Below are 14,815 nucleotides of genomic sequence, written 5' to 3'. Positions count from 1 at the left end.
TTGTGGTGGTGACGCAGATGCAGCCCGCAGCCGTGACCTTCAGCGTGCCGCAGAGCAATATCGCGCAGCTCACCAAAGCGCTGCATAACGGGCAGAGTTTACCGGCGGTGGCTTTTGATCAGGACAACAGCACCCAGCTGGCTCAAGGCAGCGTGCAGTTCATTAGCAACCAGATCGATACCAGCACCGGCACCATCGAGCTAAAAGCCACTTTCCCGAATGAAGATGAGTCGCTGTTTGCCAATCAGTTTGTCAACCTGCGCCTGCAAACCAACATTCTGAATAACGCCACGGTGATCCCGGCGCAGGCGCTGCAACTGAGCAGCGACGGCAGCTTTGTGTTTGTGATCAATCAAGACAACACCGTGACGCGCAAAGCCGTGACCACCGGCCCGGCGTTTGGTGAAGATCAGCAGTCGATCCTAAAAGGTGTCGAGCCGGGCGAGCGTCTTGTTACCGAAGGCATCGATCGCCTGACCAACGGCAGTAAAGTCTCTCTGGCCGATGACAGCAAAACTGCCACAGCGGCCAAAAAATGAATCCGTCACGTCTGTTTATCCAGCGTCCCGTCGCCACCATCTTGCTGATGGTCGGCGTGCTGATTTCCGGGATTTTCGCGTATAAATTCCTCTCCACCTCGGCGCTGCCGCAGGTGGATTATCCGACCATTCAGGTCACCACCCTGTATCCCGGCGCCAGCCCGGATGTGATGGCATCGTCTGTGACCTCACCGCTGGAACGCCAGCTGGGGCAGATGGCCGGTTTAAGCCAGATGACCTCCACCAGCTCCGGTGGCTCCTCGATCATCACGCTAAAATTCAGCCTCGATCTGTCGCTGGATGTCGCCGAGCAGGAAGTGCAGGCGGCGATCAATGCCGCCAACAACCTGCTGCCGAGCGATCTGCCGAATCCGCCGACCTATAAAAAGGTCAACCCGGCGGATACGGCGGTGATTACGCTGGCGGCCAGCTCGGATAACCTGCCGCTGACGCAGGTGCAGGATCTGGTGAACACCCGTGTGGCGCTGAAGCTGTCGCAGATTAACGGCGTCGGCATGGTGACATTGGCGGGCGGTCATCAGCCGGCTATCCGCGTGCAGATGGACCCGAAAGCGCTGGCGGCACACAAGCTGTCGCTGGAAGACGTGAATACGTTGATCAGCAACAGCAACGTCAATGGTTCAAAAGGTGGCTTTGACGGCAAATACCATTCGGTGACCATCGATGCCAACGATCAGCTGCGCACCGCCGATGAGTACGGCAATCTGATCCTCACCTATCAGAACGGTGCCGCACTGCGCCTGAAAGACATCGCGCACATTGAACAGGGTCCGGAAAACAGCTTCCAGTCGGCGTGGGCCAATAACAGCCCGGCGATTGTGATCAGCGTGCAGCGCCAGCCTGGTGCCAACGTGATTCAGGTGGTGGACAGCATTAAGGCGCAGCTGCCGACTTTGCAGGCCGCGTTGCCCGATGGCGTGAAAATGAGCATCTTGTCGGATCGCACCCAAACCATCCGTGCATCCATCAGCGACGTGCAGTTTGAGCTGATGCTGTCGGTGGCGCTGGTGGTGATGGTCACCTTCCTGTTCCTGCGCAATGTGGCGGCCACGCTGATCCCGAGCGTGGCGGTACCGCTGTCACTGATTGGCACCTTCGGCGTAATGTATCTGGCCGATTTCAGCCTGAATAACCTGTCGCTGATGGCGCTGACCATCGCCACCGGCTTCGTTATCGATGATGCGATTGTGGTAGTGGAGAACATTTCACGTCGGCTGGAAGAGGGCGAAACGCCGATGCAGGCGGCGCTGAAAGGCTCGCAGCAAATTGGCTTCACCATCATCTCACTGACCTTCTCGCTGATTGCGGTGCTGATCCCGCTGCTGTTTATGGGCGATGTGGTAGGGCGCTTGTTCCGCGAGTTCGCCATTACGCTGGCGGTGTCGATTCTGGTGTCGATGGTGGTGTCACTGACGCTGACGCCAATGCTGTGCGCTTACCTGTTGCAGCATATCCCGGAAGAGAAGCAGTCGCGCTTCTCGCGTAAGGGCGGACAAATATTCGATAAGTTGGTGCACGGTTACGACCGCTTGCTGACGGTGGTGCTGAATCATCAGAAACTGACGTTACTGGTGGCGCTGGCAACCTTTGCGCTGACGGCGCTGCTGTATATCGCCATCCCGAAAGGTTTCTTCCCGACGCAGGATACCGGACTGATTCAGGGTGTCACCGTGGCGTCGCAGGATGTGTCATTTAGCGAGATGTCGAAGCGTCAGCAGGCGCTGGCAAAAGTGATTCTGCAGAACCCGTCGGTGGACAGCCTCTCTTCCACCATCGGTATCGACGGCAGTAACACCAGCCTCAACAGTGGCCGTATCCAAATCAACCTGAAGTCGTTTGATGAGCGCGATGACAAAGCCGATGTGGTGATCAAGCAGCTGCAGCAGGCGGCGGAGCAGGTGGCGGGCATTCAGCTCTATCTGCAACCGGCGCAGGATTTGACGGTCAACGATCAGGTCACGCCGAGCCAGTATCAGTTCACGCTGGATGACGCAGACAGTGAAAACCTGGTGAGCTGGACGCCGAAAATGGTGGCGGCTTTGCAGCAGCGCCCGGAATTTAACGGCGTGGTGAGTAACCTGCAGGATCAGGGCCGTGTCGCCTACGTCGAACTGAATCGCGACAAAGCCGCGCGCTACGGCATTACCGCCTCGGATGTGGATACGGCACTGTACAACAGTTTTGGTCAGCGCCTGGTTTCCACCATCTTTACCCAGGCAAATCAGTATCGCGTGGTGCTGGAAGTCGCGCCGCAGTATCAGCAGTCGCCGGCATCGTTTGATGATGTCTATCTGCCGGTGAGCAGCAGTTCCAGTACCTCAACCAGCAGCAGTTCGGGCACGACATCCAGCAGCTCAAGCAGCAGTTCGACCACCAGCTCGGACAGCGACACCACCACCACGGGCATGGTGAAACTGACCTCAATTGCCACCATTCACCAGCGCACCGGTTCACTGATGCATATGCGTCTGAATCAGTTCCCGGCGGTGATGGTGTCGTTCAATCTCAACAGCGGTTATTCGCTGGAGGATGGGCAGAAGGCGATTGCCGAAGTGACGCAGCAGCTGGATCTGCCATCCAGCATTACGCTGCGCTATCAGGGGGAAACCTCGGCATTCCAGAGCGCGACCGGTAACACGCTGTGGCTGATTCTGGCCGCACTGATCACCATGTATGTGGTGTTGGGCATTCTGTATGAGAGCTTTATTCATCCGGTGACGATTCTCTCGACGCTGCCGTCGGCGGCGGTGGGTGCGCTGTTGACGTTGCTGCTGGCGGGCAGTGAGTTCAGCTTGATTGCGCTGATCGGGGTGATCCTGCTGATCGGCATCGTGAAAAAGAACGCGATTATGATGATCGACTTCGCGCTGGAAGCCGAAAACAAGCAGGGCATGAGCGCGCGTGATGCGATTCATCAGGCCTGTCTACTGCGCTTCCGTCCGATCCTGATGACGACCATGGCGGCATTGCTCGGTGCACTGCCGCTGATGCTGGCTTCGGGCTCGGGTGCGGAGCTGCGTCAACCACTCGGTCTGGTGATCGTCGGTGGCCTGATTGTCAGCCAGGTGCTGACGCTGTTCTCCACGCCGGTTATCTACCTGTGGTTCGATGGCATTGCGCAGCGCGGCAAGCGCTATATGCAGCGTAAACAGCAGCAGGCGCGGAGCGAGTAATGAACCTCACCAGACTCTTTATCTTTCGCCCGGTCACCACGTTGCTATTAACGTTGTCGATCATGCTGCTCGGTTTGCTGGGTTATCGGCTGTTACCAGTGGCTCCGCTGCCGCAGGTGGATTTCCCGACCATCATGGTCAGCGCCAGCTTAGCCGGTGCCAGCCCGGAAACCATGGCGGCCACGGTGGCGACGCCGCTGGAGCGCTCGCTCGGGCAGATCGCGGGCGTCACCGAAATGACTTCGACCAGTTCGCAGGGCTCCACCAGCGTGATTTTGCAGTTTGATCTCGACCGCGACATCAACGGCGCGGCGCGCGATGTGCAGGCGGCGATCAACGCCGCGCGCAGTCTGCTGCCGAGCGCGATGGAATCACTGCCGACCTATCGCAAAGCTAACCCGTCCGATGCACCGATTGTGATGCTGGCGTTGACCTCCGCCACGCGCACGCCGGGTGAACTTTACGACCTCGCTGAGAGCAAAATCGAGCAGGCGATGGGGCAGGTCAAGGGCGTGGGCGAAGTGTCGCTAATGGGCAGCGCCTTGCCCGCCGTGCGTATCGATCTGCAACCGCTCAAGCTGGCGCAATACGGCATCTCGCTGGACACGGTGCGTGAAGCCATCGCCAACAGCACCACCAACAAACCCAAGGGCATTCTGCAGGGTAGCCAGCAATCATGGGTGGTGGACAGCAACGGTCAGTTAGATAAAGCGGCACAGTATCAGGATCTGATCGTCAGCTATAAAGACGGCAAAGCGGTACGTCTGCACGATGTCGCCACCGTCTACGATTCGGTGGAAGATCAGTATCAGGCCGGTTTCCTCAATTCGCAGCCGTCAGTCATGGTGGGCATTAAGCGCCAGGCCGGTGCCAATATGCTCGACACCATTGATGCCATCAAAGCGCAGTTGCCAGCGCTGGAAAAAGATCTGCCTGCGGATACCCAGTTGAAAGTGGTGGTGGATCGTTCCCCGACGGTGCGTGAATCTTTGTACGACACCGAAGAGACGCTGCTGATCGCCATGCTGTTGGTGATCGCGGTGGTGTTTGTGTTCCTGCGTAACGTGCAGGCGGTGGTGATCCCGGCGCTGGCACTGCCGGTGTCGTTGATTGGCACCTGTGCGGTGATGTATCTGCTGGGCTACAGCCTCGATAACCTTTCGCTGATGGCACTGATCATCGCCACCGGATTTGTGGTCGATGATGCCATCGTGGTGCTGGAAAACATCACGCGCCATATCGAAGAAGGTTTGAGTCCGCTGCGGGCGGCGCTAAAAGGCGCGCAGGAAGTGAGTTTCACTGTGCTGTCGATGACCATGTCGCTGGTGGCGGTGTTTATCCCGATCCTGCTGATGGGCAGTATTGTCGGTCGTCTGTTCCGCGAGTTTGCGGTGACGCTCACCGTCTCGCTGTTGATCTCGATGTTTGTCTCGCTGAGCCTGACGCCGATGCTATGCGCGCGGCTGCTGAAGCCAAAACCGAAAGTCAGCAAGCGCCCCCATCCGCTGTATCAGTTTATCGAAAACCAGCTCAATGCTTTGCTGGCGGCCTATTCGCGTGGTCTGGCGTGGGTGATGGCGCACCAGAAGATCACCATGTTCAGCCTGGTGCTGACGGTGTTGCTCAACCTGTTTCTGTTCACCGTGGTGCAGAAGGGCTTCTTCCCCAATCAGGATACCGGCCTGCTGATGGGCGCACTGCGTGCCGATCAAAACATCTCGTTCCAGGCGATGAAGCCGAAGATGCTGGAGTTCACTAAAATCATCCAGTCAGATCCGGCGGTGGACAGCGTGATGTCGTCGATGGGCAGCGGCATGTTTGGCTCGCGCAATAGCGCCAACTTCTTTGTGCGTCTTAAAGACTTTAGCGATCGCGATGCCACGGCCACCGAAGTCGCCAATCGACTGAGCCTGAAGACCAGCCATATCGCCGGGGCGCAGATGTTCCTGATGGCAGCACAGGATCTGCATATCGGTGGGCGCAGTGCCAATGCCACCTATCAATACAGCTTGCAGGCGGACGATCTGGATGTGCTGCGCGAGTGGACGCCGAAAGTGCAGGCCGCGCTGGCGGCGATCCCACAGCTCAACAGCGTGGACTCCGATGCGCAAACTGGCGGCCAGGAAGTGGTGATCAATATCGATCGCGACCGCGCGCAACGCCTCGGCGTGAATGTGCAGATGCTGGATACCATGCTGAATAACGCCTTTAGCCAGCGCCAGGTGGCGACGCTCTATCACACGCTGAATCAGTATCACGTGGTGATGTCGTTGCAGGACAGCTACACGCGCGATCCGGAGATTTTGAAAGAACTGTATGTGATCAACGACAGCGGCGAACGTGTGCCGCTCTCCGCTTTCGCCAGCTTCAAAGGCGGTAACGCGCCGCTGTCGGTGGCGCATCAGGGCCAGTCAGCCACCAGCACCATAGCATTCAACCTCAACGATGGTGTGTCACTGGAGCAGGCACAGGCACTGATCAAGCAGGCGATGGCGCAGCTCGGTTTACCGTCCACCATTCAGGCCGGGTTTGCCGGTACCGCAGCCGCCTTTGCGCAGCTGACCGCCACCATGCCGTGGCTGATTATTGCCGCGCTGGCGGCGGTGTATATCGTGCTGGGCGTGCTGTATGAGAGCTACATCCATCCCATCACCATTCTTTCGACGCTGCCATCGGCGGGGGTTGGCGCGCTGCTGCTGTTGCTGCTCACCAATACCCAACTGACGGTGATTGCCCTGATCGGCATCATTCTGCTAATCGGCATCGTGAAGAAGAACGCCATCATGATGATCGACTTTGCAATCCATGCTGAGCGCACGCAGGGCATGTCGCCGAAGCAGGCGATCACGCAGGCCTGTCTGATGCGTTTCCGTCCGATCATGATGACCACGCTGGCAGCCTTCTTTGGTGCTTTGCCGCTGGCATTAGGCAGCGGCGGCGATGCGGATTTACGCAGCCCGCTCGGCATCGCGATTGCTGGTGGTTTGGCGCTGAGCCAGTTGTTAACCCTGTTTACCACGCCGGTTGTTTATCTCTGGCTCGATAGTTTAAGCCGTGCCACCAAACGTCAGTGGCAGCGGATGCGTCATGCGGAATCCTGATCGATGAAAAATGTTCTGAAATTTACCCCGATGGTAGCGGCACTGTTGCTGGCAGGTTGTGCGGTGGGGCCGGATTATCAGCGCCCGACCATGGCGATGCCGACCCACTTTAAAGAAGCCAAAGGCTGGCAGCAGGCCGCGCCGCAGGATGAGCAGAGCAAAGGCGACTGGTGGTCGGTGTATCACGATGCCACGCTGGATAGTCTGTTGCGTCAGGTGAGCATCTCCAACCAAAACGTGGCGAGCTATGCCGCGCAGTACCGTGAAGCGCAGGCGCTGACCTCGCAGTCGCGCGCGGCACTGTTCCCGTCGGTAAGCTACGACGCCAGCAGCACGCGCAGCGGTAGTCGCGCCAGCACCACCGGGCAGCGCAGCGTCAGCAACGCGCATGCCGCCGATCTCAGCGCCAGCTGGGAGCTGGATTTGTGGGGCAAACTGCGCCGTACGCTGGAAGAGAACAAAGCCAGCGCGCAGGCGAGTAAGGCCGAACTGGCGAATATCACCCTTAGTGCCCAATCGGAGCTGGCGCAGGATTACTTCCAGCTGCGCATCCTCGACGAAAAAATTGCTCTGTATCAGCGCAGTATTGATGCCTATCAGCGCTATCTAACGGTGATTCAGAATAAGTACTCGGCGGGCAGCGAATCACGCGCCACGCTGGCACAGGCGCAGATGCAGCTGGAGAGCGCGCGCGCCTCAGCACAGGATTATCAGTGGCAGCGCGCGCAGTCGGAACACGCCATTGCGCTGTTGCTGGGCCGTGCACCGGCTGATTTCTCGCTGCCAGTGGCGAAGCTGGATGCCACGCTGCCAGCCATCCCTAACAGCCTGCCTTCTGCGTTGTTGCAGCGTCGTCCGGATATTGCTTATGCCGAGCGTAACGTGGCAGCGGCCAATGCGGCGGTGGGCGTAGCGATTGCCGGTTACTATCCCGATCTGACGTTAAGTGCCACGGGCGGCGTGAGTTCATCGGCCATCAACAGTCTGTTCTCGCTGCCAAACCGCGTCTGGTCATTAGGGCCGGAGTTAAGCGGCACGCTGCTGGACTTCGGTGCCACCTCAGCCAAAGTGGAGCAGGCCCGCGCCGCCTATGACGCCAGCGTGGCGGATTATCGCCAGTCGGTGCTGACGGCGATGGGGGAAGTGGAAGATTATCTGGTGCAGCTGAATACGCTGAAGGGTGAGATAGCTTCACAGCAGCTGGCGACCAGCGCTGCGCAGGAGTCAGCACGCGTAACGCGCAATCAGTATGATGCCGGGATGATTGATTACCTTGATGTGGCCACCACGGAAAACAGCAGTCTGAGCGAGCAGCAGAGCTTACTGTCACTGCAGAGCACCCAGTGGGTGAGCAGCGTTGAGTTGATCGCCGCGCTGGGCGGGGGTTGGCAGGGATAAGTGTTATTCGTTCTGGCAGGGATGAGTTTTAGCAGCATAGATGAAGGTTGTCTGGCAGTTTAGAACAGCTGAGTTTGAGGCTGTTGATTCTGTTGTGGGCTTTTTTGGGTGCGGAGTGGTGGGCTATAGCGTCTCTGTTCAATGGACTGCTTTGGTGCGCGGATGGGCCATAGCCCCTCTGCGGCGGCCGGGCCGTCCTCGCGCCGCTGACGCGGTGCCTTCGGCTTCCACGCCGTGCCTACGGACCGTTCGGGTAAGGCCGTCCTGGCCAACCCGAACTGCCAGTCGCATCCATGCGACTGGCTCCTGGCCCAACGTAAAAGCCTCAGCGCTGCGGATAGCCCGACCGCCGCAGAGGGGCTTTGGCCTTGAGCCATTGTGCTTTTTTGAACGAAACACCGAAAATATACACGCTCCGCTTGCCTTCTTTCCTAACAGATATGAGCCAATGTGCAGCCTGTTCCCTCTTTGGCAAAACGCATCGATACTAATTAGTCTTATTTTCAACAACACCCACTGATGCTAAAGCGCCCTCAGTCTGCATTAGCACTGAGCAGCATTTCACAATAAACAGCACCCCAACGGCACATTTTTACCGGCTACACACCACACCCACCTCAATTCCTCACCATAAATCACCGCAGCACTTGTCGAAAATCGTCAGATATTGCAAGGTAAGCGCCATATTTTACCGCTGCTAAGGAGCTGGCATGCTTTTCACTGTTCTGCGTTTCCTGTTTCGCCTGTTATGGCGGGTGGAACTGCGTGGCGATCTCACCGCACTGCACAAAGAAAAAGTGCTGATCACCCCTAACCACATGTCATTCCTTGATGGCATTTTGGTGGCGCTGTTTTTGCCGATTAAACCGGTGTTCGCCGTCTACTCCTCGATCAGCGATCAATGGTTTATGCGGCTCCTGAAGCCGATTATCGACTTCGTGCCACTCGATCCCACTAAACCGATGTCGATCAAACATCTGGTGCGCATGATCAATGAAGGTCGTCCGGTGGTGATCTTCCCGGAAGGCCGTATCACCGTGACCGGATCGCTGATGAAGATCTACAGCGGGGCGGGCTTTGTCGCGGCGAAATCGGGTGCGACCGTGTTGCCCATGCGCATTGAAGGCGCGGAGTACACGCCGTTTGGTCGTCTGGCGGGCGTATTTAAACGTCGCCTGTTCCCACGTATTACCCTGAGCGTATTGCCTGCTACCGTCATCCCGATGCCGGAAGCCAAACGCGCACGCGATCGTCGCGTATTGGCGGGTGAGCACTTACATCATGTGATGATGGAAGCGCGTATGGCGGTGCGTCCACGGGAAACGCTCTTTGAAGCCTTTCTCAATGCACGCCAGCGTTATGGCCTGACTAAACCTTGCATCGAAGACATCAACTTCAAGCCGGACAGCTACACCGGGCTGCTGAAAAAATCGCTCGGCGTCGGTCGAATTCTTGAGCGTTACAGCCAGCAGGGGGAATACGTTGGTCTGCTGCTGCCCAATGCCACCGTCACGGCGGCGGCTATCCTCGGGGCGTCACTGCGCGGGCGTATTCCGGCGATGCTCAACTACACCGCGGGCGTCAACGGCATGCGTGCAGCGCTCACCGCTTCACAGGTCAAAACCGTGTTCACCTCGCGCCAGTTCCTTGAGAAAGGCAACCTGGAGCACCTGCCGCAGGGCTTAACGGAAGTCCAGTGGATCTACCTCGAAGACCTGAAAGATACCGTCACGCTGAAAGACAAGTTGTGGATTCTGGCTCACTTGCTGATGCCGCGTCGCGCACAGGTCAGGCAGCAGCCGGAAGATGCCGCGATGGTGCTGTTCACTTCGGGTTCGGAAGGCAATCCCAAAGGCGTGGTGCACTCGCACAAAAGCCTGCTGGCTAACGTTGAACAGATTCGCACCGTGGCGGATTTCACCCCGCGCGATCGCTTTATGTCGGCGCTGCCGCTATTCCACGCTTTCGGCCTTACGGTCGGCCTGTTTACGCCGCTGCTGACCGGCGCGCAGGTGTTCCTCTATCCGAGCCCGCTGCATTACCGCATCGTGCCCGAACTGGTGTATGACCGTAACTGCACCGTGCTGTTTGGGACGTCGACTTTCCTCGGCAACTATGCGCGCTTTGCCAATCCGTATGATTTTGCACGCCTGCGCTATGTGGTAGCGGGTGCAGAGAAGTTGCAGGAAGGCACGCGCCAAATCTACGCCGAGAAGTACGGCATTCGTATTCTTGAAGGCTACGGCGTCACCGAGTGTGCACCAGTGGTGGCAATCAACGTGCCGATGGCGGCGAAACCTCACACCGTGGGTCGTATTCTGCCCGGCATGGATTCACGTTTGATCTCCGTGCCGGGTATTGAGCAGGGCGGTCGTCTGCAACTGCGTGGTCCGAACATCATGAACGGTTATCTGCGCGTCGAGAATCCTGGCGTGCTGGAGAAGCCAGTAGCCGATAACGGTGAAGGCGAGATGGAAGCCGGTTGGTACGATACTGGCGACATTGTTAGCTTCGATGAAGGTGGCTTCTGTCAGATTCAGGGCCGTGCCAAACGCTTCGCCAAAATTGCCGGTGAGATGGTGTCACTGGAAAGCGTCGAACAGATCGCTTTGAAAGCCTCGGGCGAGAAGCAGCATGCCGCGTCACTGCGCCCTGACGGTCATCGCGGTGAAGCCTTAGTGTTGTTCACTACTGACAGCGAACTGGGGCGTGAGCAACTGCTTAAAGCCGCCCGCGATATCGGTGCGCCAGAACTGGCTGTGCCGCGTGACATTCGCTTTATGAAACAGCTGCCGCTGCTGGGTAGCGGTAAACCAGACTACGTCAGCCTGAAACAGCTGGCCGAAGAGGATCAAGCATGAGTCAGGCGGTTAACCCCGATTCACCGTTACTGTCACGCAATATGATGGCGGTGATTGTGGCGCAGTTTTTCTCCGCGTTTGGCGATAACGCGCTGCTGTTTGCCACGCTGGCGGTGCTGAAAAGTCAGCTCTATCCCGACTGGAGCCAGCCGATTCTGCAGATGATGTTTGTGGCCACTTACATTCTTCTGGCGCCGTTTGTCGGGCAGATGGCTGACAGCTTTGCCAAAGGCCGGGTGATGATGTTCGCCAACAGCCTCAAGCTGCTGGGCGCGCTGATTATCTGCTTCGGGTTCAACCCGTTCCTCGGCTACACGCTGGTGGGTATTGGTGCGGCATCCTACTCGCCTGCTAAGTACGGCATCCTCACCGAGATCACTAGCGGTGAACGACTGGTGAAGGCCAACGGTCTGATGGAGTCCTCTACCATTGCTGCCATCCTGTTGGGTTCAGTGGCGGGCGGTATTCTGGCGGACTTGAATCTACTGGCCGCACTGATTGTGTGTGCACTCACTTACGCGTTGGCAGTGGTGGCGAATATCTTTATTCCTAAGCTGTTGGCGGCACGACCGGGTCAGAGCTGGCAGTTTGGTGCCATGTTCCGCAGTTTCAAAGATTCCGCTTTGCTGTTGTGGCGTAACGGCGAGACGCGTTTTTCCCTGCTCGGCACCAGCATGTTCTGGGGCGCAGGCGTGACGCTGCGTTTCCTGCTGGTGCTGTGGGTGCCCGTGGCGCTCGGTATCACCGACAATAAAACGCCCACCACGTTAAATGCCATGGTGGCGATCGGGATTGTGATTGGCGCTGCCGCGGCGGCGAAACTGGTGACGCTGCAAACCGTGCGCCGCTGCATGCCCGCCGGGATATTAATCGGCGTGATGGTGGTGGTGTTCTCACTGCAAACCAGCTTGCTGAATGCCTATCTGGTACTGATGGTGTTGGGTGCGCTCGGTGGCTTCTTCGTGGTGCCGCTTAATGCGCTGTTGCAGGAGCGCGGCAAAGAGTCGGTGGGCGCGGGTAATGCGATTGCCGTGCAGAACTTCGGTGAAAACATCGCGATGTTGGTGATGCTGGCGCTGTACACCATCGCTGTTAAGTTGGGTGCACCTGCAGTGGCAACCGGTATCGGGTTCGGTGGGATTTTTGCTGTGGCGATTGCGTTGCTGTGGTGGAAATCGCGCCGTTAAGGCGGTGCGTTGAAAAACCAGGTCGCCAGCAATGGCGACCATAGATCCGAAATGCGCGCATTCGGGTGCACACAATCAAAAAACCGCGTCATACGCCTGTAGGGTGTGCATCCAGGCACATCGGGCCAAAGTCTTAGCCACCAGGCCATCAATGCTGCAGGTCGTTGCGACGCAAACCGTTGCGCCGCAACGATGACATCCCGTTAGGGTGCCGGGTAAGTATACTGACGATGAATCGCTTCCAGTTCCTCTAACACATCGGCATTCAGCGTCAGGTTGAAACTCTCCACGTTAATCTTCAGCTGTTCCAGCGTCGTCGCGCCCAGCAGGGTACTGGCGACAAATGGCTGCTGACGGACGTAAGCCAGTGCCATCTGTGACGGATCCAGATTGTGCTTCTTCGCCAGACCAACATAAGCGGCAATCGCCTGATTCGACTGCTCACCGCTGTAGCGGGTGAAGCGGCTGAACAGCGTATTACGCGCACCGGCGGGTTTCGCACCATTCAGATATTTGCCGCTCAAAGTACCAAACGCCAGGCTTGAATAGGCCAGCAGTTCAACCCCTTCATGCTGGCTGATTTCCGCCAGGCCGACTTCAAAGCTGCGGTTCAGCAGGCTGTACGGGTTCTGAATGGTCACAATACGCGGCAACTCGTGCTTCTCAGCCAGCTGCAGATAGCGCATCACGCCCCATGCGGTTTCGTTAGACACGCCGATGTAGCGAATCTTACCTGCGCGCACCTGCTCATTCAGGGCTTCCAGCGTTTCCAGCAGCGTCACGTTGGCAGTGGTTTCGCTGTACTGATAGCCCAGCTTGCCAAAGTAGTTGGTCTGGCGCTGCGGCCAGTGCAGCTGATAGAGGTCGAGATAGTCGGTGTTTAGACGTTTCAGGCTGGCATCCAGCGCTTCACGAATGTTTTTGCGATCCAGCGCCTGGTTAGGGCGAATCGACGCATCTGCGCCGCGCACCGGACCGGCAATTTTGCTGGCCAGAATGATCTTGTCACGGCTGCCGCGCTTCTTCAGCCAGCTGCCAATGTACTGTTCGGTTAATCCCTGGGTTTCCGGGCGTGGCGGCACCGGATACATTTCAGCGGTATCAATCAGGTTGATGCCACTGCTAATCGCGTAATCGAGTTGCGCGTGGGCGTCGGCTTCGCTGTTTTGCTCACCAAACGTCATGGTTCCTAACCCAAGTTGGCTGACTTCCAGCGTACTGTGGGGGATGCGGTGATAATGCATTGCCGGCTTCCTTTTTTCATTATGAAAGGGAATGTTGTGTCCTCTGGGACTATATCCTGTGAAGCGGCGCGGAAGGAAGGGGGGAAAGTTCGGGAAATCGCCTGCACTGGGGAAAAAATCGTGCAGGCAATCGAATTTGGCACTTAACGCTCAATGATGGTGGAGACCTCGTCACCATTGATCTGCATCACATGACCTTGATCGTCAGTGTACTGCACCAAACCTGTCTCTTTATCGATGGACGGTTTGCCATCAGTTTTAATCATACGGCCATCTTTGGTCGCCATCACGTAATCACTGCTGCAACCACTCAATGTCAGCGCGACCAGCATAATACCCACGACACTCACCAACCCTTTCATTCTTATCTCCCTCAACCTACTTCAACTGCAAAAGTGTAGTAATAAATGCTTTCGCTGGCTGACGTAATCGCATCATTCCTAAAATTAAAGGGCGAGATGCGCTCACCCTTGACATCGTTAAGCCGCGCTTTTCTTGCTGCGCATGAGGTTCAGGCACTCCACGGCCATGGAGAAGAACATGGCAAAATAAATGTAACCTTTTGGTACATGGATGCCGAAACTCTCCAGAATCAGGGTAAAGCCGACCAGAATCAGGAACGCCAGCGCCAGCATTTTCACCGATGGATGGCGCTCAACAAATTCACCAATGGCGCGTGCGGCAAACATCATCATCAGCACGGCAATGACCACGGCAGCCATCATGATGAACAGATGATCGGACAAGCCGACAGCGGTGATCACCGAATCGAGGCTGAAAATAATGTCCAGCAACATGATCTGAACGATCGCGCCGAAGAAGGAGTGGACGTTGGTTTTGTGCTCACCTTCGGCGCCTTCGATGGTTTCATGAATCTCCATGCTGGATTTCCACAGCAGGAACAGACCACCAAACAGCAGGATCAGGTCGCGCGCAGAGAAGCTGTGATCCATCAGGGTAAACAGCGGATTGGTGAGACGGACTACCCAGGCAATGGACGCCAGCAGACCCAGTCGCATCAGCATGGCACCCATTAAACCGAGGCGGCGAGCTTTGTTTTGCTGGTGTTTCGGCAACTTAGCGACAACCAGCGACAGGAAGATAATGTTGTCGATACCCAAAACCACTTCCAGAATGGTCAATGTTCCCAGTGCCAGCCAGGCATTGGGATCAGCAATCCAGTCAAACATGAATCATTCAATCCTAAACGAAAATTAAACGGCGATTATACACGTCCTGTTTCGGCTTGCAGCTGCCTTGGCTGCTCACGTTCACCCCAGTCACCCACTTA

Annotated in this window: 9 protein-coding genes; 6 read left to right on the top strand and 3 right to left on the bottom strand. The window is 57.1% G+C overall.

Annotation, left to right across the window (positions count from 1 at the left end):
* The 6 genes from H7A81_RS12990 to lplT form a co-directional block, all read left to right on the top strand.
* The coding region (locus tag H7A81_RS12990) for an efflux RND transporter periplasmic adaptor subunit (protein ID WP_182057707.1) at window positions 1-539 on the top strand (539 nt) is incomplete at its 5' end.
* Window positions 536-3,733, top strand: a complete 3,198-nt coding sequence (locus H7A81_RS12985; protein ID WP_182057706.1) for an efflux RND transporter permease subunit — start codon at window positions 536-538, stop codon at window positions 3,731-3,733. The genes H7A81_RS12990 and H7A81_RS12985, both read left to right, overlap by 4 nt.
* On the top strand, window positions 3,733-6,834 hold the full coding sequence (locus H7A81_RS12980) for a multidrug efflux RND transporter permease subunit (protein ID WP_182057705.1): 3,102 nt from the start codon (window positions 3,733-3,735) through the stop codon (window positions 6,832-6,834). The genes H7A81_RS12985 and H7A81_RS12980 overlap by 1 nt, the downstream gene beginning before the upstream one ends.
* Before the next feature lie 3 nt (window positions 6,835-6,837).
* The gene (locus tag H7A81_RS12975) at window positions 6,838-8,232 is read left to right on the top strand and encodes an efflux transporter outer membrane subunit (RefSeq protein ID WP_182057704.1); all 1,395 of its coding nucleotides are present in this window, start codon (window positions 6,838-6,840) and stop codon (window positions 8,230-8,232) included.
* A 710-nt stretch (window positions 8,233-8,942) separates the two neighbouring features.
* On the top strand, window positions 8,943-11,093 hold the full coding sequence (gene aas / locus H7A81_RS12970) for a bifunctional acyl-ACP--phospholipid O-acyltransferase/long-chain-fatty-acid--ACP ligase (RefSeq protein WP_182057703.1): 2,151 nt from the start codon (window positions 8,943-8,945) through the stop codon (window positions 11,091-11,093).
* Window positions 11,090-12,280 (top strand): lysophospholipid transporter LplT, encoded by a 1,191-nt coding sequence (gene lplT, locus H7A81_RS12965; protein WP_182057702.1) that lies wholly within the window; start codon window positions 11,090-11,092, stop codon window positions 12,278-12,280. Before aas ends, lplT begins: the two co-directional genes overlap by 4 nt.
* Window positions 12,281-12,483: 203 nt before the next feature.
* On the opposite strand, the gene H7A81_RS12960 is transcribed toward lplT, so the two are convergent.
* The 3 genes from H7A81_RS12960 to H7A81_RS12950 all read right to left on the bottom strand — a co-directional run bounded on the left by H7A81_RS12960 (window position 12,484) and on the right by H7A81_RS12950 (window position 14,714).
* Window positions 12,484-13,524 carry an NADP(H)-dependent aldo-keto reductase gene (locus H7A81_RS12960; RefSeq protein ID WP_045816396.1) on the bottom strand — a complete coding sequence of 347 codons (1,041 nt, stop codon included), beginning with the start codon at window positions 13,522-13,524 and terminating at the stop codon, window positions 12,484-12,486.
* A 143-nt stretch (window positions 13,525-13,667) separates the two neighbouring features.
* Window positions 13,668-13,886 (bottom strand): YgdI/YgdR family lipoprotein, encoded by a 219-nt coding sequence (locus tag H7A81_RS12955; protein ID WP_034823127.1) that lies wholly within the window; start codon window positions 13,884-13,886, stop codon window positions 13,668-13,670.
* Between the two features lie 117 nt (window positions 13,887-14,003).
* On the bottom strand, window positions 14,004-14,714 hold the full coding sequence (locus H7A81_RS12950) for a TerC family protein (RefSeq protein WP_034823125.1): 711 nt from the start codon (window positions 14,712-14,714) through the stop codon (window positions 14,004-14,006).
* Window positions 14,715-14,815 lie beyond the last annotated feature (101 nt).

Origin of the sequence: Pantoea sp. ME81 (genome assembly GCF_903970985.1) — a bacterium.
Lineage (GTDB): Bacteria > Pseudomonadota > Gammaproteobacteria > Enterobacterales > Enterobacteriaceae > Pantoea > Pantoea communis.
This window is presented reverse-complemented; position numbering and strand designations above follow the sequence as displayed.

What these genes read in the sequence shown, in the direction of transcription:
- H7A81_RS12985 (WP_182057706.1), top strand. Translation starts at nt 536, where the DNA reads ATGAATCCGTCACGTCTGTTTATCCAGCGTCCCGTCGCCACCATCTTG.
- H7A81_RS12980 (WP_182057705.1), top strand. Translation starts at nt 3,733, where the DNA reads ATGAACCTCACCAGACTCTTTATCTTTCGCCCGGTCACCACGTTGCTA.
- H7A81_RS12975 (WP_182057704.1), top strand. Translation starts at nt 6,838, where the DNA reads ATGAAAAATGTTCTGAAATTTACCCCGATGGTAGCGGCACTGTTGCTG.
- aas (WP_182057703.1), top strand. Translation starts at nt 8,943, where the DNA reads ATGCTTTTCACTGTTCTGCGTTTCCTGTTTCGCCTGTTATGGCGGGTG.
- lplT (WP_182057702.1), top strand. Translation starts at nt 11,090, where the DNA reads ATGAGTCAGGCGGTTAACCCCGATTCACCGTTACTGTCACGCAATATG.
- H7A81_RS12960 (WP_045816396.1), bottom strand. Translation starts at nt 13,524, where the DNA reads ATGCATTATCACCGCATCCCCCACAGTACGCTGGAAGTCAGCCAACTT.
- H7A81_RS12955 (WP_034823127.1), bottom strand. Translation starts at nt 13,886, where the DNA reads ATGAAAGGGTTGGTGAGTGTCGTGGGTATTATGCTGGTCGCGCTGACA.
- H7A81_RS12950 (WP_034823125.1), bottom strand. Translation starts at nt 14,714, where the DNA reads ATGTTTGACTGGATTGCTGATCCCAATGCCTGGCTGGCACTGGGAACA.